At 72.3% G+C, this 16,027-nt stretch carries 21 protein-coding genes; 11 read left to right on the top strand and 10 right to left on the bottom strand.

Features of this window, described 5'->3' with window-relative positions; translation table 11 throughout:
* Window positions 1–75: 75 nt before the first annotated feature.
* From KZ813_RS20365 to KZ813_RS08555, 3 genes are all read right to left on the bottom strand, one after another.
* On the bottom strand, window positions 76–675 hold the full coding sequence (locus tag KZ813_RS20365) for a cell wall hydrolase (RefSeq protein ID WP_308461829.1): 600 nt from the start codon (window positions 673–675) through the stop codon (window positions 76–78).
* 261 nt (window positions 676–936) lie between these two features.
* Entirely contained in the window at window positions 937–1,482 is a 546-nt protein-coding gene (locus KZ813_RS08560; protein ID WP_219754539.1) for a hypothetical protein, read from the bottom strand.
* Between the two features lie 112 nt (window positions 1,483–1,594).
* Entirely contained in the window at window positions 1,595–1,867 is a 273-nt protein-coding gene (locus KZ813_RS08555) for an SWIB/MDM2 domain-containing protein (RefSeq protein WP_219754538.1), read from the bottom strand.
* A gap of 175 nt (window positions 1,868–2,042) precedes the next feature.
* On the opposite strand from KZ813_RS08555, the gene folE reads away from it, so the two are divergent.
* The 5 genes from folE to KZ813_RS08530 all read left to right on the top strand — a co-directional run bounded on the left by folE (window position 2,043) and on the right by KZ813_RS08530 (window position 5,078).
* Entirely contained in the window at window positions 2,043–2,669 is a 627-nt protein-coding gene (gene folE / locus KZ813_RS08550) for a GTP cyclohydrolase I FolE (protein ID WP_219754537.1), read from the top strand.
* Window positions 2,666–3,415 (top strand): SDR family oxidoreductase, encoded by a 750-nt coding sequence (locus KZ813_RS08545; RefSeq protein ID WP_219754536.1) that lies wholly within the window; start codon window positions 2,666–2,668, stop codon window positions 3,413–3,415. Before folE ends, KZ813_RS08545 begins: the two co-directional genes overlap by 4 nt.
* A complete protein-coding gene (locus KZ813_RS08540; RefSeq protein ID WP_219754535.1) occupies window positions 3,408–3,752 on the top strand; it encodes a dihydroneopterin aldolase in 345 nt (114 codons plus the stop codon). The genes KZ813_RS08545 and KZ813_RS08540 overlap by 8 nt, the downstream gene beginning before the upstream one ends.
* A 369-nt stretch (window positions 3,753–4,121) precedes the next feature.
* Entirely contained in the window at window positions 4,122–4,658 is a 537-nt protein-coding gene (locus KZ813_RS08535) for a glycoside hydrolase family 108 protein (RefSeq protein ID WP_219754534.1), read from the top strand.
* 12 nt (window positions 4,659–4,670) lie between these two features.
* Window positions 4,671–5,078, top strand: coding sequence for a holin family protein (locus tag KZ813_RS08530; protein WP_183945288.1), 408 nt, complete (start codon window positions 4,671–4,673; stop codon window positions 5,076–5,078).
* A 159-nt stretch (window positions 5,079–5,237) separates the two neighbouring features.
* On the opposite strand, the gene KZ813_RS08525 is transcribed toward KZ813_RS08530, so the two are convergent.
* Window positions 5,238–5,426, bottom strand: coding sequence for a hypothetical protein (locus tag KZ813_RS08525; protein WP_219754533.1), 189 nt, complete (start codon window positions 5,424–5,426; stop codon window positions 5,238–5,240).
* Window positions 5,427–5,550: 124 nt separating this feature from the next.
* Between KZ813_RS08525 and hslV the strand changes: the two genes are divergently transcribed.
* A complete protein-coding gene (hslV, locus tag KZ813_RS08520) occupies window positions 5,551–6,117 on the top strand; it encodes an ATP-dependent protease subunit HslV (protein ID WP_219754532.1) in 567 nt (188 codons plus the stop codon).
* A gap of 66 nt (window positions 6,118–6,183) precedes the next feature.
* On the top strand, window positions 6,184–7,485 hold the full coding sequence (hslU, locus tag KZ813_RS08515; protein WP_219754531.1) for an ATP-dependent protease ATPase subunit HslU: 1,302 nt from the start codon (window positions 6,184–6,186) through the stop codon (window positions 7,483–7,485).
* Between the two features lie 111 nt (window positions 7,486–7,596).
* Here hslU and pgeF read toward each other — a convergent pair whose 3' ends face one another.
* Genes pgeF through lgt form a run of 4 tightly spaced genes read right to left on the bottom strand, consistent with a single transcriptional unit; the run spans window position 7,597 to window position 10,782 of the window.
* Window positions 7,597–8,355, bottom strand: coding sequence for a peptidoglycan editing factor PgeF (gene pgeF / locus KZ813_RS08510; protein WP_219754530.1), 759 nt, complete (start codon window positions 8,353–8,355; stop codon window positions 7,597–7,599).
* Window positions 8,352–8,867 carry a GNAT family N-acetyltransferase gene (locus tag KZ813_RS08505; protein ID WP_258046548.1) on the bottom strand — a complete coding sequence of 172 codons (516 nt, stop codon included), beginning with the start codon at window positions 8,865–8,867 and terminating at the stop codon, window positions 8,352–8,354. The genes pgeF and KZ813_RS08505 overlap by 4 nt, the downstream gene beginning before the upstream one ends.
* Window positions 8,864–9,883, bottom strand: a complete 1,020-nt coding sequence (locus tag KZ813_RS08500; RefSeq protein ID WP_444547596.1) for a class I SAM-dependent methyltransferase — start codon at window positions 9,881–9,883, stop codon at window positions 8,864–8,866. Before KZ813_RS08500 ends, KZ813_RS08505 begins: the two co-directional genes overlap by 4 nt.
* On the bottom strand, window positions 9,880–10,782 hold the full coding sequence (gene lgt, locus KZ813_RS08495) for a prolipoprotein diacylglyceryl transferase (protein WP_258046547.1): 903 nt from the start codon (window positions 10,780–10,782) through the stop codon (window positions 9,880–9,882). Before lgt ends, KZ813_RS08500 begins: the two co-directional genes overlap by 4 nt.
* 65 nt (window positions 10,783–10,847) lie before the next feature.
* On the opposite strand from lgt, the gene KZ813_RS08490 reads away from it, so the two are divergent.
* Window positions 10,848–12,578, top strand: a complete 1,731-nt coding sequence (locus tag KZ813_RS08490; protein ID WP_219754528.1) for a class I adenylate-forming enzyme family protein — start codon at window positions 10,848–10,850, stop codon at window positions 12,576–12,578.
* A 325-nt stretch (window positions 12,579–12,903) separates the two neighbouring features.
* Here KZ813_RS08490 and KZ813_RS20360 read toward each other — a convergent pair whose 3' ends face one another.
* Entirely contained in the window at window positions 12,904–13,611 is a 708-nt protein-coding gene (locus KZ813_RS20360; protein ID WP_219754527.1) for a FadR/GntR family transcriptional regulator, read from the bottom strand.
* Window positions 13,612–13,717: 106 nt separating this feature from the next.
* Window positions 13,718–14,815 (bottom strand): tRNA 2-thiouridine(34) synthase MnmA, encoded by a 1,098-nt coding sequence (gene mnmA, locus KZ813_RS08480; RefSeq protein ID WP_219754526.1) that lies wholly within the window; start codon window positions 14,813–14,815, stop codon window positions 13,718–13,720.
* Window positions 14,816–14,923: 108 nt separating this feature from the next.
* Here mnmA and KZ813_RS08475 point away from each other — a divergent pair, with 108 nt between their 5' ends.
* From KZ813_RS08475 to KZ813_RS08465, 3 genes are all read left to right on the top strand, one after another.
* Window positions 14,924–15,106 (top strand): hypothetical protein, encoded by a 183-nt coding sequence (locus tag KZ813_RS08475; protein WP_219754525.1) that lies wholly within the window; start codon window positions 14,924–14,926, stop codon window positions 15,104–15,106.
* Between the two features lie 109 nt (window positions 15,107–15,215).
* Window positions 15,216–15,515 carry a CtrA inhibitor SciP gene (gene sciP / locus KZ813_RS08470; protein WP_219754524.1) on the top strand — a complete coding sequence of 100 codons (300 nt, stop codon included), beginning with the start codon at window positions 15,216–15,218 and terminating at the stop codon, window positions 15,513–15,515.
* Between the two features lie 109 nt (window positions 15,516–15,624).
* Window positions 15,625–15,882 carry a GlsB/YeaQ/YmgE family stress response membrane protein gene (locus tag KZ813_RS08465; RefSeq protein WP_219754523.1) on the top strand — a complete coding sequence of 86 codons (258 nt, stop codon included), beginning with the start codon at window positions 15,625–15,627 and terminating at the stop codon, window positions 15,880–15,882.
* Window positions 15,883–16,027: the final 145 nt, after the last annotated feature.

Genomic DNA, 16,027 nt, shown 5'->3' with positions numbered 1-16,027 from the left:
TCCGGGCTCGCTGGGGCAGCGGATCGCTCGCGCCGCTTCCCCCCGCGCCGCCGCCCTACGCCCGTCGCGCCCGGCTCACGCCCGCACGTAGAACAGATGCGTCCCCACCCGCGCGACCTTCACCAGCGAGTTGCGCCAGTACGGCACCATCCAGTCGGTGTGGTAGTGAGTCGCGCGCCCGACCTCGGTGTCGACCTCGCCCGCCAGCGCGCGCCGCGCCATCCGCCGCGCGCCGGTCCAGCCGACACGGACCGGGCGGCGCGCCACCGAGCCGTCGCAGGTGAAGGAGAATTGGCAGCCGGTGTCGCGCGTCGCGCCCTGATAGACCACGCCGCACACCGTCTTGGGATAGCCCGGCGCGCGGACGCGGTTGAGCACCACCTGCATCACCGCGCGCTGCCCGCGGCGGTCGTCGCCCGCCTCGTACAGCGCCGCGGTCGCGAGGCACTCCACCGCCTGCGCGCGCGCCGCCTCGCCGCCGCGGAACCGGTAGCGCGGCGCGGCGCGGCGGCGCTCGGCGTGGAGCGGGAAGGCGTCGTTGGACACGCGCGCGGCCTCGGCGCTCATCGGCACCGCCGCGGCGCGCGGCGCGCGCGGGTGCCAGCTGTCGAGCCAGCCGAGCGTCACCGCGGCGAGCGCGAAGGCGGCGACGACCAGCGGCCAGGTGAAGCGCACGCGCGCGCCGCGCCGGCCGCGCCGACGTGCCGGCCGCCGCCGCGCGGGAGAACGGGAGCGTCGCTGCGCCATCGCCGCGCTGTACCGCGCCGCGCCGCGCCGGGGAAGCGGTGGCCGGCCGGATCGCGCGCTCGGCCCCATCGGGACGAGCCGTGGCGCGCTCCGGCGCACGTCGGCGCGCAGAGTCGTGGGCGCGGCGCCCGCCACCCTGGGCTGCCCTTGCGCGGCAGCATGTCGACGGCTCGGACCGATGGTCGGGCCTCAGCGCCGCGTGAGATGCGCGACGAAGGTGTCGGCGGCGAGGCGGTCGCGACCGAAGCAGATCGACGAGCGCCGCGCCACCTCGTGCGGGTCGAGCCGGTAGAACAGCGCGACCCGCCAGCCGCGCCAGTCGCGCCGTGTCCGTACCGCCGCGATCTGCTCGGGCGCGAGCCGCACGATATGATAGGCGGTGGAGCGGTCGGCCAGCCACACGCGCCGTCCCTCCGCCAGCGCGACGGCGCCCGGCCCGGTGCGGCACCAGCCGTGCGCCACGGCGGCTTGGCAGCCGGCGGCGAGCCGTGCCGCGAGCGCGCGCGCGCGCCGCCGGTCGAGCCGGCGTGCCACGCCGAGGAGCGCGGCCGCCACCGTGATCATGATCGCCGCGGCGAGCGAGGCGCCGCGCGCCAGCGGCGGCAGTGCCGCCGCGGCCAGGACCGCGGCGGCGACGCGGCACCGGCGCGGGTACCGGCCGGCGCGCTCGCCGGGGGGCAGCGGCACGAGCGCGGGATCCGGGTCGGGGAGCGGCGCGGCGCGGTGGAGCATCATTCTCCATCCTAGCCGCGCCGCGGCGCGACGCGCGCACGCGCTCGCCTGATCGGGTCGCGCGCCGCGCGCTCCACGTCACGCCGGCCGGTCGCGCGGCCGACGCGCGTCGGGTTCAGGCCTTCACGTGCTGCGAGATGTACTTGTTCATCTCGAACATCGTCACCTTGTCGCGGCCGAACACCTTCTTCAGCTTCTCGTCGGCGACGATCTCGCGCTTGTTCTCCGGGTTCTGCAGGTTGTTCGACTTGATATAGTCCCACACCTTGCTGATCACCTGGCTGCGCGGCAGCTTCTCGTTGCCGACGATCGCGCCGAGCTCGGGCGAGGGCTGGACGGGCGCGTGGATGCCGCCGGTCTTGGTGCCGGTGGTGGTGGTGGTCGCCATGTTCTTCCTTCCTGTTCGTGCCGGCCGAGCGGGCCGGCCCTGCAAAGCTGACGCCGTCGCGACGCGGCGGCGCTTGTGCGCCGACCCGCGCCGCTTGTCACGCATCGACGATGCGCGAGCGTAACGGTGCGCCGCGCACTGGATCGCCGTCGCCGCGCCGTCTAGGGGAAAAAGCATGAGCGACGACACGCGACACACGCCCGACGACGGCGACCTGGTGGCCGCGACGGGCAAGATCCCCGTCCCCGACGAGGTGGCGGAGGCGGTACGCACGCTGCTGCGCTGGGCCGGCGACGACCCCGCGCGCGAGGGCCTGCGCGATACGCCGCAGCGCGTCGCGCGTGCCTGGAAGGAATATTGCGCCGGCTATGCCGAGCACCCCGAGGTGCATCTCGCGCGCGTGTTCGAGGAGGTCGGCGGCTATGACGAGATCGTGCTGCTCAAGGACATACCGTTCCAGTCGCACTGCGAGCATCATATGGCGCCGATCATCGGCAAGGCGCACATCGCCTATCTGCCGCGCGACCATGTCGTCGGCATCTCCAAGCTAGCGCGCGTGCTGCACGGCTTCGCGCGGCGGCTGCAGGTGCAGGAGCGGCTCACCGCCGAGGTGGCCGACTGCATCTGGCACCACCTGCGCCCGCAGGGCGTGGCGGTGGTGATCGAGGCGAGCCACGCCTGCATGACCGCGCGCGGCGTGCGCACCCCCGGCGTGGCGATGGTGACGAGCCGGATGATGGGCGTGTTCCGCGACGACGATCGCAGCCGCAAGGAAGTGCTGGCGCTGATGGGCCTGTCGTGACCGCACGGCGCGTGCTGGTGACCGGCGGCGCCAGGCGGCTGGGCGCCGCGATCGCGCGCGCGGTCGCCGCGGCGGGGCACGTGCCGGTGATCCACTACGGCCGCTCGCGCGACGACGCCGAGGCGCTCGCCGCCGAGCTGGGCGGCGCGACGGTGCAGGGCGACCTCGCCGATCTGGGCGACCTCCGCGCGCTGCTCGACCGCGCCGGCGACGTCGACTCGCTCGTCAACAGCGCGTCGCAGTTCGACTATGACTCGCCCCGCGCGGTCGACCCGGCGCTGGCGGCGCGGCTCCACGCGGTCAACGCGGTGGCGCCGGCGATGCTCGCCGCCGCGCTGGCCGAGCGCGCCGGCGCGCGTGCGGTGGTCAACCTGCTCGATCAGAAGCTCGCCAACCCCAACCCCGATTTCTTCAGCTACACGCTCTCCAAGGCGGCGCTGGCGAGCGCGACCGAGCTGATGGCGCGGGCCTTCGCGCCGCGCGTCCGGGTCAATGCGGTGGCGCCGGGGCTGACGCTGCCGAGCGGCGACCAGAGCGACGAGGAGTTCGACGCGGTCGCGCGCGCCAACCTGCTGCGCCGCCCGGTCGGAGCCGAGAACGTCGCCGCGGCGGTGATGTATCTGCTCGAGGCGGAGAGCGTCACCGGGCAGACGCTGTACGTCGACGCGGGCCAGCGCTTCTGCCCGAGCGACCGCGACGTCATGTTCGCTGGCCGGGACTCGGCGCCGGGGCGCGGCGATGGCTGAGTACACCACGCTGATCGAGGACATGGCGGTGGCGATGCGGCTCGGCATCCACCCGCACGAGGCCGCGCCGCAGCGGGTGCTGCTGTCGGTGTGGCTCACGGTCGACTATCCCGGCGTGCCCGCCGACGCGATCGAGGCGGTGCTCGACTATGATCGCGTCCACGACGGGATCCGCGCGTTGGCGGACGAGGGCTTCGCGCTGCAGGAGACGCTGGTCGAGCGGGTCGCCGCGCTGTGCCTGGCGGATACCCGCGTCCGCCAGGTGCGGGTGCGCTCGGTGAAGGCGGACGTGTACCCCGACGCGCGCGTCGGCTGCGAGATCGTGCGCGCGCGGTGAGCGCGTGGCGGGGGGGGGGGGGCACGCACTCACGATCCCGGCGTCGCGGGCGCGCGGCGGCGGCGCCTCGGCGGGTAGATAAACGATCGACGGTGGGTGGGGAGGTGTCGCGGGCCGCAGCCGGCGACGTGGCTGGTCTGGGATCGTCGCCGCTGAGTCGAACCGAGATCCTCCCCGGCACGGGGAGGGGGACCGCCGCGCGTAGCGCGATGGTGGAGGGGGCTCTCCACCCAGCGCAGCGCCCGTGGAAGCCCCCCTCCACCAGCCTCCGGCTGGTCCCCCTCCCCGCCATGCGGGGAGGATCTTCTCGCTGTCCTACACACGTGCGTTCCCGCTATGTTCCCTCCTCCGACCAAGCCAGGAGGACCCATGATCGACGAGCTCATCGACGCGGTGATCGACCGCGAGGGCGGCTATGTCCGCCACCCCGCCGACCGCGGCGGCGCGACCCGCTACGGCATCACCGAGGCGGTGGCGCGCGCCAACGGCTATTGCGGCGACATGCGCCAGTTCGCGCGCCCCGCCGCGGTCGCGATCTACCGCCGCGCCTATTGGCAGCAGCCCGGCTTCGACCGGATCGCGACGCGCGCGCCCCGGCTCGCCGCCGAGCTGTTCGACACAGGGGTCAACATGGGCCCCGCGACCGCGGTGACCTTCCTCCAGCGCGCGCTCAACGCGCTCAATCGCGGCGCCAGCGACTATCCCGACCTGCCGCTCGACGGCCGCGTCGGCCCGGCGACGCTCGCCGCGCTCGACCGCTTCCTCGCGACGCGCGGCGCCGCGGCGCAGGCTGTGCTGGTCAAGGCGATCGACTCGCTCCAGGGCGAACGATACCTGTCGCTCGCGGAGAAACGTCCCGCCGACGAGGCGTTCCTGTACGGCTGGCTCGCCCAGCGCGTCGGCTGAGGGGAGGGCGACATGGCACTTCTCGACGGACTGGTCGCCCCGGTCGCTGGCCTGCTCGACAAGCTGATCCCCGACCCGCGCGCGCGCGAGGCCGCCAAGCTGGAGCTGCTGCGGTTGCAGGGCACGCAGGAGCTGGAACAGGTGAAGGCGCAGCTCGCCGCGGTGGTGGCGGAGGCGCAGTCGGCCGATCCCTGGACCAGCCGGGCGCGGCCGAGCTTCCTCTACGTGATGTACGCGCTGCTGCTGTGGAGCATCCCCATGGGGCTGATCGCGGCGACCCGGCCCGACATGGCGAGCGCGATCGCGCGCGGCATGAACGCCTATCTCGCCGGCCTGCCCGAGCCGCTCTACACGCTCTTCGCCACGGGCTACCTCGGCTACACCGTGGCGCGCGAGTGGGGCAAGGCCAAGGGGCGGTGACGTGAAAATCCTCTAGATCCTCCCCGCATGGCGGGGAGGGGGACCAGCCGCAGGCTGGTGGAGGGGGGGCGGCCACAGGCGGTGCGCTGCGGGGAGAGCCCCCTCCACCACCCGGCTGCGCCGGGCGGTCCCCCTCCCCGCCAAGCGGGGAGGATTTTCTCACCCGTGTCGCGCCATCCGCTGCGGGTCCGGCGGCAGGCGCATGTGCGCGCCGTGCGCCGCCTCGAGATATTGGGTCGCCATCTCGTAATGCGCCTGGCAGACCGCGTGGTCCCGGGCCTCGGCGGCCAGCTTGAGTTCGGCTTCGGCGCGGCCCTGGAAATACAGCCGGTCCCTGTCGGTGATCATCGCTACTCACTCTCCGGCGCCCGCTATGCCGCGGTCGGCGCCGCCCCGCTACGGGTGGGTCGTGGATTTCGTCCTTTCCAGGTACACTTGCCGACACCCCGCCGCGCTCCCCATATCGCGCGCCATGAGCGGGAACGATCCACACGCCGCGCCGGTCTGGCACGGCACCACCATCCTATCGGTCCGACGCGGCGGCAAGGTCGTCGTGGTCGGCGACGGCCAGGTCTCGATGGGCCAGACCGTGATGAAGCCCAACGCGCGCAAGGTGCGCACCCTCGGGGACGGCAAGGTGATCGGCGGCTTCGCCGGCGCCACCGCCGACGCCTTCACCCTGTTCGAGCGGCTCGAGGCCAAGCTGGAGCGCCATGGCGGCCACCTGATGCGCGCCGCGGTCGAGCTCGCCAAGGACTGGCGCACCGACAAATACCTGCGCAACCTGGAGGCGATGATGATCGTCGCCGACAAGGAGGTGACGCTGATCCTCACCGGCAACGGCGACGTGCTCGAGCCCGAGGCGGGCATCGCCGCGATCGGCTCGGGCGGCAATTACGCCCTCGCCGCGGCGCGCGCGCTGGTCGATTACGAGCAGGACGCCGAGACGATCTGCCGCCGCGCCATGGCGATCGCCGCCGAGGTGTGCGTCTACACCAACGACCGGCTGACGATCGAGACGCTGGACAGCGCGGGCTGAGCCGCGCGCGCCATCTCCCAGCGACTCAACTTACTCAACATTCGCCGACGAAGGCTTTGATTTCCCATGAACGATAATCTCACCCCGAAGGCGATCGTCGCCGCGCTCGACGCGCATATCATCGGCCAGAAGGAGGCCAAGCGCGCGGTGGCGGTGGCGCTGCGCAACCGCTGGCGACGGCAGAAGCTGTCGCCCGACCTGCGCGACGAGGTGACGCCCAAGAACATCCTGATGATCGGGCCGACCGGCTGCGGCAAGACCGAGATCAGCCGCCGTCTCGCCAAGCTGGCCGACGCGCCCTTCGTCAAGGTGGAGGCGACCAAGTTCACCGAGGTCGGCTATGTCGGCCGAGACGTCGAGCAGATCGCGCGCGACCTGGTCGAGGAGGCGGTGCGGCTGGAGAAGGAGCGCCGCCGCCTCGCGGTGAAGGACAAGGCCGAGGCCGCGGCGATGGATCGGCTGCTCGACGCGCTGGTGGGCAAGGACTCGAGCCAGGCGACGCGCGAGAGCTTCAAGCAGCGCTTCCGCGACGGCCATCTCGCCGAGACCGAGATCGAGCTCGAGCTCCAGCAGGCACCGGCGATGCCGTTCGAGCTGCCCGGCGGGCAGGGGTCGGTGGGCATGATCAACCTGTCCGAGATGATGGGCAAGGCGTTCGGCGGCGGGCCGAAGCAGCGCCGCAAATTGCTGGTGCCGGCGGCGTGGGAGAAACTGGTCGAGGAGGAGGCCGACAAGCGCCTCGATCAGGACGAGGTCAGCCGCGTCGCGCTGGCGGACGCCGAGGCCAACGGCATCGTCTTCCTCGACGAGATCGACAAGATCGCGGTGAGCGACGTGCGCGGCGGCTCGGTCAGCCGCGAGGGCGTGCAGCGCGACCTGCTGCCGCTGATCGAGGGCACGACGGTCTCGACCAAATACGGCCCGATGAAGACCGACCATATCCTCTTCATCGCGTCGGGCGCCTTCCACGTCGCCAAGCCGAGCGACCTGCTGCCCGAGCTGCAGGGCCGCCTGCCGATCCGCGTCGAGCTCAAGGGGCTGACCGAGGACGATTTCGTCGCGATCCTCTCCGACACCAAGGCGTCGCTGCCGGCGCAGTATCGCGCGCTGATCGCGACCGAGGGCGTCGACGTGAGCTTCACCGAGGACGGCATCCGCGCGGTGGCGCGGATCGCGGCCGAGGTGAACGGCGAGATCGAGAATATCGGCGCGCGCCGGCTCCAGACGGTGATGGAGAAATTGCTCGAGGAAGTGAGCTTCGACGCCGAGGACCGCGCCGGCGAGGCGCTGGTGGTCGACGCCGCCTATGTCGACCGGCAGCTGGCGAGCGTGGCGCGCAACTCGGACCTCAGCCGCTTCGTGCTGTGAGGAGGTGGTGCGGCGGGGTGCGGGCGCAGCAACACGGATCTTGTCCTCGAAGCCTCACCCCGGCGTCTGCCGGGGTGGTGCTCGGCTATAGGGCTAGCATATCGCCAGCGCCTAACCGACCGCGATGATCGCGATCTGGCGGCCGTAGGCGGGCTCGCCGCGGTGGGTCGAGCGGCGGTAGCTGAAGAAGCGGCGCTCGTCGGCGTAGGTGTCGAGGCCGAGCGTCTCGACCCGCACCACCCCCGCCGCGGCGAGGCGGTGCGCGACATAGCCCTCGAGGTCGAAGCGCGCGTGCCCGGCGCGGCCGTCGGCGAAGAAGCGGTCGTTGGCGGCGTCGTCGTCGAGGAAGCGATCGCGGAAGCCCGCGTCCACCTCGTAGCTCGCGCGCGCGACGCAGGGGCCGACCGCGGCGACGATCCGCTCGCGCACCGCGCCCAGCGCCACCATCGCCGCGACGGTGGAGTCGGTCACGCCCGCCAGCGCGCCCTTCCACCCCGCGTGCGCGGCGCCGACCACGCCCGCGACCGGGTCGGCGAGCAGCACCGGGGCGCAGTCGGCGGTGACCACGCCCAGCGCCAGCCCCGGGGTCGACGTGGCGAGCGCGTCGGCGCGCGGCCGCTCGGCGACGGGGGCGTCGACTGTGGCGCAGTCGGCGGAGTGGACCTGGTAGGGCGTCACCAGGCGCGCGCCGGGCGCCACCGCGGCCAGCGCCGCGTCGCGGTTGGCGGCGACCGCGGCGGGATCGTCCTCCGAGCCGATCCCGCAGTTGAGCCCGGCATACAGCCCTTCCGACGCGCCGTCCTCGCGCCCGAGGAAGCCGTGCGGCACCGCGCCGAGCAGTCGCGCGCGGAAGGGTTGGGGCCCGGTCACAGCGCGCGGCGCATCACGATGTCCTCGTCGGCGTGGGTGCCGACCATGAACTGGTACGGCCCGACGTCCTCGAAGCCGTATTTGGCGTAGAAGCGCCGCGCGCGCAGGTTGTCGGTGAAGACCGACAGGTACATCGCCTGGTGGCCGCGCGCGCGCGCCTCGGCCAGCGCCCATTCCATCATCTCGGGCCCGAGCCCCGAGCCCTGCCACGGCTTCAGCAGGTAGAATTGCCGCAGCTCGATCGCCCCCTCGGGCGGGGTGAAGGGCAGTTTGGGCGGACCGAGCTTGATGTAGCCGACCGCGACATGCCCCATCTCGACGATCTGCACCGCATAGGCCGGGTCGTCGACCTCGCGCGCCCAGTCCTCGGGCGTGTGCTGCTCGAGGAAGACGGCGAGGTCGGCGGCCGAGTAGAGCGTGCCGAACGTCTCGGTGAAGGTGGCGCGCGCCACGCCGGCGAGGCTGGCGGCGTCCTCCACCGTCGCGGGGCGGAGCGTCGGGCGCGGCATCATGCGAAGCCCGCCGGGCGCGGCCATTGGTCGTGAGTCACGGCGATCACCTTGAACAACTCCCCCATCTGCTCGACCAAACGGTCGCGATCCTGTGTCACCCGCTCGCCGAGCGCCGCGGCGCGCTGGTCGATGCCGAGCGCGCGCAGGAAGGCGCCCTGGCCGACCGGCCCGTCGAGCCGCGCGCCCGAGGCGGTGGCGACCAGCCCCAAGGTCGCCACGTCGACGTGTGCGGTGAGATCCTGCTCGCCCGGCGCCTCGAACGGGTTGGCGAAGGCGTGCGCGCGCACCGCCTGGAGCGTGTCGCCGATCGCCGGGCCCTCATAGCCATAGTCGATCACCAGCGCCGCGCCGCCCTGCGCGACGATCCGCGCGGCGAGGTCCGCCATCACCGCGACGCTCGCGGGCGAGGTCTCGATCACCGCGCCGGGGGCGGCGTCGCGCAAGCCCGGCGGCACGATCGTGTCGGGCACCGAGGTGCCCGCGACGGGCACGAACAACGTGTCCTGGCAGGCCACAAGCCGCTCGTGCCAGGCACCGGCGCGGCGGACGAGCTGGCGGATCGGCAGCGCGTCGAAGAACTCGTTGGCCACGACCAGCAGCGGCACGTCCTCGGGCAAGGTGTTGAGCGAGTCGTGCCAGGTCGCGCTTGGCAACCGCTCGGCCTGGGCGGCGCGCAGCGTCGCGCTGGTCTCGACCAGGTGGACCGGCGGAGTCAGCCCGGCGCGCGCCATCACGCGCAGCGCGTCGGCGCTGAGCGTGCCGCGGCCCGGCCCGAGCTCGACCCAGGCGACCGAAGGGCGGCCGGCACGGTCCCACAGGTCGGCGGCCCAGGCGCCGATCAGCTCACCGAACATCTGGCTGATCTCGGGCGCGGTGGTGAAGTCGCCGGCGGCGCCGAGCGGGTCGCGCGTCGCGTAATAATGCGCGTTGGCGGCGGCCATGAACTGGCTGACCGGGATCGGCCCGCCCAGCGCGATCGCGCGCGCCAGCCGCTCGGCGAGCAGCGGCTCGCTCACGCCACGCTGTCCAGCCCGACCGTGGGCTCGACGCGCTGGCGCCGACGCGGCGCGGTGACGATCAGCGCGACGCCCGCCAGGATCATCGGCACACACAGCCACTGCCCCATGTGCAGCCCGGTGTGCTCGGCGAAGGCGCGCAGCTGCGCGTCGGGCTCGCGGAAGAACTCCACCGTGAAGCGTGCCACGCCGTAGCCCGCCAGGAAGATCCCCACCAACTTGCCCGGCTGGTAGCGCGCGTCGGTGCGCCAGAAGAAGAACCACAGCAGCAGGAACAAGGCGATGCCCTCGAGCCCCGCCTCGTACAGCTGGCTCGGGTGGCGCGCCGGCTCGGGCACGCCGTAAGGGACGGTACGCTCGAACACGATCGCCCAGGGCACGCTCGCCGGCTTGCCCCAGAGCTCGCCGTTGACGAAGTTGGCGAGCCGCCCGAAGAACAGCCCGAACGGCACGGCGCAGGCGACATAGTCGTGGACGCGCAGCCAATTCAGCCCGTTCTTCCGCGCGAACCAGATGATCCCCAGGGAGGTGCCGATCACGCCGCCGTGGAACGACATGCCGCCGTCCCACAGCCGCAGGATCGACAGCGGCCGCGTCAGCATCTCGGGCGCGTAGAACAGCACGTACCCGATCCGTCCGCCCAGGATGATGCCGAGCGTGGCGTAGAAGACGAGGTCGTCGGCGTGCCGCCGCGCCATCGGCGCGCCGGGTTGGGCCAGCAATTTGAGCAGATACCACCAGCCGACGACGATGCCCGCGATATAAGCGAGGCTGTACCAGCGCAGCGTGAAGACACCGATCGAGAAGACGTCGGGATGCAGCCCGAGATCGGCGAACCGGACGTACTCGGTGGCGGGGCCGGCACCCGGAGCGGCGGCGGCGAGGGCGGACAGGATCAAGGCTTTCCCCTTCTCAACGGCGCCTGCATAAGGGGAGGAAAGCATAGAACCAAGCGGAGAGAATGATGGCTTCCGAGCTCGACCGGCGGATGGACGCGGTGATGGCGGCGCTGACCGGCAGCGGCGGCCAGCTACCGCTCGGAAGCGTCGAGCGTTTCGGCCGGACGCTGCCGATGATCGCCGCCGCGCCGCCGACTCTCCCGGCCTATTTCGCGCATTTCTGCCAGCAGCATCGCGACGCCGAGTTCCTGGTCGCGGGCGACGAGCGGCTGAGCTTCGGCACCGTCCACGCGCTCGCGACTCGCGCCGCGCGCGCGCTGGTCGCGGGCTATGGCGTGCGCCGCGGCGACCGGGTGGCGATCGCGGCGCGCAACTCGCCGTCGTGGATCGTGCTCTACATGGCGATCATCATGGCGGGTGGCGTGGCGACGTTGCTCAACGGCTGGTGGCAGGCCGAGGAGATGGCGGCCGCGCTCGGCGAGGTCGACGTCGCTCTGGTGTTCGCCGACGCGCCGCGCGCGCGCCGGCTCGCCGCCATCCCCGGCGGCGCCGCGGTCCGCGTCGAGACCTTCGACGATCTCCAGCCGATCGAGACCGCGCTGGCCGACCTGCTGGCGCACGCGGAGGAGGATGCCGGCGACGGCGCGGGTGCCGCGCTGCCCGAGCTGAGCGGCGACGACCGTGCCACCATCCTCTTCACCTCGGGCTCGACCGGCCAGTCGAAGGGGGCGCTATCGACCCACGCGCAGGTGCTGCAGGGCACGTTCAACTTCCTCGCCTCGGCGCTGATGATGATGGGGATCGCGGCGCAGGACGGCACGCTCACCGGGCTGCAGCCGGCGACGCTGCTCAACCTGCCACTGTTCCACGTCACCGCGATGGTGCCGACGCTGCTGCAGAGCTTCGCGATGGGGCGCAGACTGGTGCTGATGCCCAAATGGGACGCCGAGGAGGCGATGCGGCTGATCGAGCGCGAGAAGGTGACCTATTTCGTGGGCGTGCCGCTGATGAGCTACGAGATGGTCAATCATCCCGAGCGCGCGCGCTACGACCTCTCCACCGTCACCGACTTCGCCGCGGGCGGCGCGCCGCGGCCGGTCGAGCACGTGCGCCGGCTCGACGCCGAGCTGACCGGCGCGCCGCTGATCGGCTACGGCCTCACCGAGACCAACGCGATCGGCACCGGCAACTGGCGCAGCAACTATCTCGCCAAGCCCGACAGCGCGGGGCGCGCCTCCGCGCCGTTGGTCGAGCTGGCCATCCTCGCCGAGGACGGCACCGCGCTGTCGCAGGGCGCGACCGGCGAGATCGGCATCCGCTCGGCCGCCAACTTCCAGGAATATTGGGGCCGCCCCGCCGACACCGCGGCGGCCTTCACCGCCGACGGCTTCTTCCGCACCGGCGACCTCGGCTATCTCGACGCGGACGGCTATCTCTTCATCGTCGACCGCAAGAAAGACATCATCATCCGCGGCGGCGAGAATATCAGCTGCCAGGAGGTCGAGGCGGCGCTGTACGCGCACCCGCTGGTGGCGGAGGCGGCGGTCTTCGGGCTGGCCGACGCGCGCTACGGCGAGGTGCCGGGTGCGGCGGTGCATCTGAGCGAGCCCGGCGGCGTGGCGTGCGAGGACCTGCTCGCCTTCCTCGCGCAGCACGTCGCCGCCTTCAAGGTGCCCGCGCGGCTGTGGATCGAGGACGCGCCGCTGCCGCGGCTCGGCACCGAGAAGATCGACAAGATCGCGCTCCGCCGCCGCTACCGCGCCGTCGCCGAGGCGGAGGCCGCCGCGGCGGCGTGAGCGGACGAATTTGGCTTGCCGGGGGCAAGCTACGGCCTGATCCACCTCCATGGATCCGTGCTCTGGCGAACGCCAGAGCCCAGGGCCGCGGGCGTGAGGCGTGAGGCGTGAGGCGTGACGCTCGTGGCTCTGGGCTCCTGCGTCCGCAGGAGCACCCCGCCGGTTCACCTCAGATGGATCAGCCTCGAGAGCGCGCGCCGCGCGCAGCGGGTGATGGAGGGGTGTCGCCGCCGGCAAGCTCGTCGATCCTGGCGCGCCGGGTCACCCATCGTCAGCGCTGACGCGTAGCGACCTCCCCTTGGCCGGGGGAGGAGGATCAATCGCCTCACGCCCCCAGCGCGCGCTCGGTATCCAGCCCCGCCTGCGCGATCAGCCGCTCGGTGACGACGCGCGCCGCCGTGGCGTCGCCGTTGGCGATCGCCTCGAACAGCTCGCGGTGGAGCGGGATCGGGTCGCGATACTGAAGCGGCACGCGATATTTGAAGAAGGTAGTCCAGCGCACCGCGGCGGCGATGCTGCTCGACAGGCTCACCAGCAGCTCGTTGCCGGTCGCCTCCAGGATCGCGGCGTGGAAGCGTTGGTCGGCGGTCTGCCCGTCCTGCGTGCGCAGCCCCTGCTGCGCCATCACCTCGACCGCGTGTCCCATCCGCGACAGCTGCGCCGCGCTGCGCTGGACCGCGGCGAGCTCGGCCGCGGCGGGCTCGACGATCATGCGCAGCTGGAACAGGCTGCGCACGAAGCCGAGCGACGGCGCGCCCTCGAACATCCAGGCGAGCAGCTCGGGGTCGAGCAGGTTCCACTGCGCGCGCTCGCGCACCCGCGTGCCGGCCTTGGGACGGCTCTCGACCAGCCCCTTCGCGCTCAGCATCCGCAGCGACTCGCGGATGACGCTGCGCGACACGCCGAACTGGCCGGCCAGCTCGAGCTCGCCCGGCAACACCGTACCGCTGGGATAGTCGCCGGTGACGATCGCGACCCCGAGCGTGCGCGCGAGCGTGACATGCGCGGGCCCTCGACGCTCTCCGTTCACCACCGCACGTCTCCCTCCCGGACCGGCAGTCTAGGCGGTCGCGACCGGTCGGCAAGTTAATTGTCTAACAATTTCCGTCGAGATCGCGCCGGGCGCCGCCGCGCGGAGCTCACGCCGCCGCGAGCGCGGCCTCGGTCGCGGCGATCCAGCCGCCACCCAGCACGCGGTCGCCCTCGTACAGCACCGCGGCCTGGCCCGGCGCGACCCCGTATTCGGGCGAGTCGAACACCAGCCGGTCGCCGTCGAGCCGCGCCGGCACCGGCCTGGCCATCGAGCGCACCTTGGCGGTGAGCGCGCCGCCGAGCGGACCGAGCACGTTCATCCGCTCGAGCCGCGCCGCCGCGACCGCGAGCGCGACGCGCGGGCCGACGACGACGCGCCGCGCCGCCGGCTCCAGCCGCACGACGTAGAGCGGCTCGGCGCTGCCGCCGATCTCGAGCCCGCGGCGCTGGCCGACGGTGTAATGGACCAGCCCGCGATGCTCGCCCAGCTTGCGCCCGGCGAGGTCGACGATGTCGCCGCCGATCGCCGCCGCGGGGCGCAGCCGCTTGACGAGGGTGGCATAGTCGCCGTCGGGGACGAAGCAGATGTCCTGGCTGTCCGGCTTGTCGGCGACGAGCAGCCCCATCTCGGCCGCGAGCGCGCGCACGCGCGGCTTGGGCAGCGCGCCGAGCGGGAAGCGCAGATAGTCGAGCTGCGCCTGCGTCGTGGCGAACAGGAAATAGCTCTGATCGCGCGCCGGGTCGGTGGCGCGGTGGAGCTCGGCGCCGTTCGCGCCGACGACGCGGCGGACGTAATGGCCCGTGGCGAGACAGTCGGCGCCGAGGTCGCGCGCCAGCGCGAGCAGGTCGGTGAACTTGGGCCCCATGTTGCACTGGACGCACGGGATCGGGGTGCGGCCGGCGAGATAGTCGTCGGCGAACTGGTCGATCACCCCGGCGCGGAAGCTGCTCTCGTGATCGAAGACGTAGTGCGCGATGCCGAGCCGGTCGGCGACCGCGCGCGCGTCGCGGATGTCGCGCCCGGCGCAGCAGGCGCCGGCGCGCTTGGTCGCCTCGCCGTGGTCGTAGAGCTGGAGCGTCACGCCGATCACCTCGGCGCCGCTGCGCGCGGCGAGCGCGGCCACGACCGAGCTGTCGACCCCGCCCGACATCGCCACGACGATGCGCCGCGTACCCGGCGCGAGCTGGAAATCCACGCTGTCCATGATGCGGCCCCGGATACTCCCTCCGGGCCGGTGGCGTAAACCCAGATGAACGAAGCGTTGCGCCGCACTTTACGCGACCTTCAGACCATCGGCGCTACAGCACGCGCCATGTCACTCGAACCGACCCACAACGACCCGCCGCTGCTCACCGCGCTCCGCCAGCGCCAGCTCGCGTCGCGCACCGCCCAGGTCGCACGCGCGCTCGACACGGCGCAGGGCGAGCGCGGCGCGAGCGGCACCTTCAACGCCACCGCCGCGGCGGCGCTGAGCGATTGGAGCAGACGTGAATAGCCCGTTTACCGGTCCACTTTAGGACCCGTTCAACCAGCGTCCGTTACGGATGAGACACAACAAGGGTCCAGCGTGGCGAGGGGGAACACCCCCGGAACCGAGGTAAGGAATGATCGAGAACCAGAAAATCCGTCCGGCCAAGGTGATCGGACCGCTCGGCGAGCCGCTCACGCTCGATTCGCTGCCGCCGGCGGACACCACCCGCTGGGTGGTGCGGCGCAAGGCCGAGGTCGTCGCCGCGGTCAACGGGGGGCTGTTGACCGTCGACGAGGTGTGCCAGCGCTATGGCCTGACGGTGGAGGAGTTCGCCGGCTGGCAGCGCGCGATCGACCGCTCGGGGATGCCGGGGCTGCGCGTGACGCGGATCCAGCACTATAAGTCGCTTTACGAGCGGCAGCAGAACTTCTAACTCGTTCGTCCCATTTTCAGAATTACGGGGCCGGAACAATGCGCCGGCCTCGTGAGTATTCCCCGGCAGAGCCCGTCACCGTGTGGGCGCATCGCAGGGGAGTAACATCATGGGTATCATCATCTGGCTCGTCATCGGCGGTGTGATCGGCTGGCTCGCCAGCATCGTCATGCGCACCGACGCGCAGCAGGGCATTTTCCTGAACATCGTGGTCGGCGTGGTCGGCGCGTTCCTCGGCGGCCTGCTGTTCACCGGCGGCTCGATCAACAACGCGCCGCTGACGATCTACTCGTTCCTGGTCTCGCTGGTCGGCGCGATCGTGCTGCTCGCGATCGTCAACCTGGTCCGTCGCGGCCGGGTGCGCTGAGCGGACGACGCTGAACCGGCGCCGCACCTGCGGCGCGCGCTGAGCTGACCGAGGCGGTCGCCCCACGCGGGGCGGCCGCCTCTTTCGTAGGAGAACGGCTAGATCCTACCCGCATGGCGGGGAGGGGGATCGCAGCGCGCTAGCG

Origin of the sequence: Sphingomonas folli (genome assembly GCF_019429525.1) — a bacterium.
Classification (GTDB): domain Bacteria; phylum Pseudomonadota; class Alphaproteobacteria; order Sphingomonadales; family Sphingomonadaceae; genus Sphingomonas; species Sphingomonas folii.
The sequence above is the reverse complement of the archived record's forward strand: the minus strand, read 5'-3'. Positions and strand labels throughout refer to the sequence as shown.

Excerpts from the sequence above, each read along its gene's own strand:
- KZ813_RS08560 (WP_219754539.1), bottom strand. The coding sequence starts at position 1,482 with ATGATGCTCCACCGCGCCGCGCCGCTCCCCGACCCGGATCCCGCGCTC.
- KZ813_RS08555 (WP_219754538.1), bottom strand. The coding sequence starts at position 1,867 with ATGGCGACCACCACCACCACCGGCACCAAGACCGGCGGCATCCACGCG.
- folE (WP_219754537.1), top strand. The coding sequence starts at position 2,043 with ATGAGCGACGACACGCGACACACGCCCGACGACGGCGACCTGGTGGCC.
- KZ813_RS08540 (WP_219754535.1), top strand. The coding sequence starts at position 3,408 with ATGGCTGAGTACACCACGCTGATCGAGGACATGGCGGTGGCGATGCGG.
- KZ813_RS08535 (WP_219754534.1), top strand. The coding sequence starts at position 4,122 with ATGATCGACGAGCTCATCGACGCGGTGATCGACCGCGAGGGCGGCTAT.
- KZ813_RS08530 (WP_183945288.1), top strand. The coding sequence starts at position 4,671 with ATGGCACTTCTCGACGGACTGGTCGCCCCGGTCGCTGGCCTGCTCGAC.
- KZ813_RS08525 (WP_219754533.1), bottom strand. The coding sequence starts at position 5,426 with ATGATCACCGACAGGGACCGGCTGTATTTCCAGGGCCGCGCCGAAGCC.
- hslV (WP_219754532.1), top strand. The coding sequence starts at position 5,551 with ATGAGCGGGAACGATCCACACGCCGCGCCGGTCTGGCACGGCACCACC.
- hslU (WP_219754531.1), top strand. The coding sequence starts at position 6,184 with ATGAACGATAATCTCACCCCGAAGGCGATCGTCGCCGCGCTCGACGCG.
- KZ813_RS08505 (WP_258046548.1), bottom strand. The coding sequence starts at position 8,867 with ATGATGCCGCGCCCGACGCTCCGCCCCGCGACGGTGGAGGACGCCGCC.
- KZ813_RS08490 (WP_219754528.1), top strand. The coding sequence starts at position 10,848 with ATGGCTTCCGAGCTCGACCGGCGGATGGACGCGGTGATGGCGGCGCTG.
- mnmA (WP_219754526.1), bottom strand. The coding sequence starts at position 14,815 with ATGGACAGCGTGGATTTCCAGCTCGCGCCGGGTACGCGGCGCATCGTC.
- KZ813_RS08475 (WP_219754525.1), top strand. The coding sequence starts at position 14,924 with ATGTCACTCGAACCGACCCACAACGACCCGCCGCTGCTCACCGCGCTC.
- sciP (WP_219754524.1), top strand. The coding sequence starts at position 15,216 with ATGATCGAGAACCAGAAAATCCGTCCGGCCAAGGTGATCGGACCGCTC.
- KZ813_RS08465 (WP_219754523.1), top strand. The coding sequence starts at position 15,625 with ATGGGTATCATCATCTGGCTCGTCATCGGCGGTGTGATCGGCTGGCTC.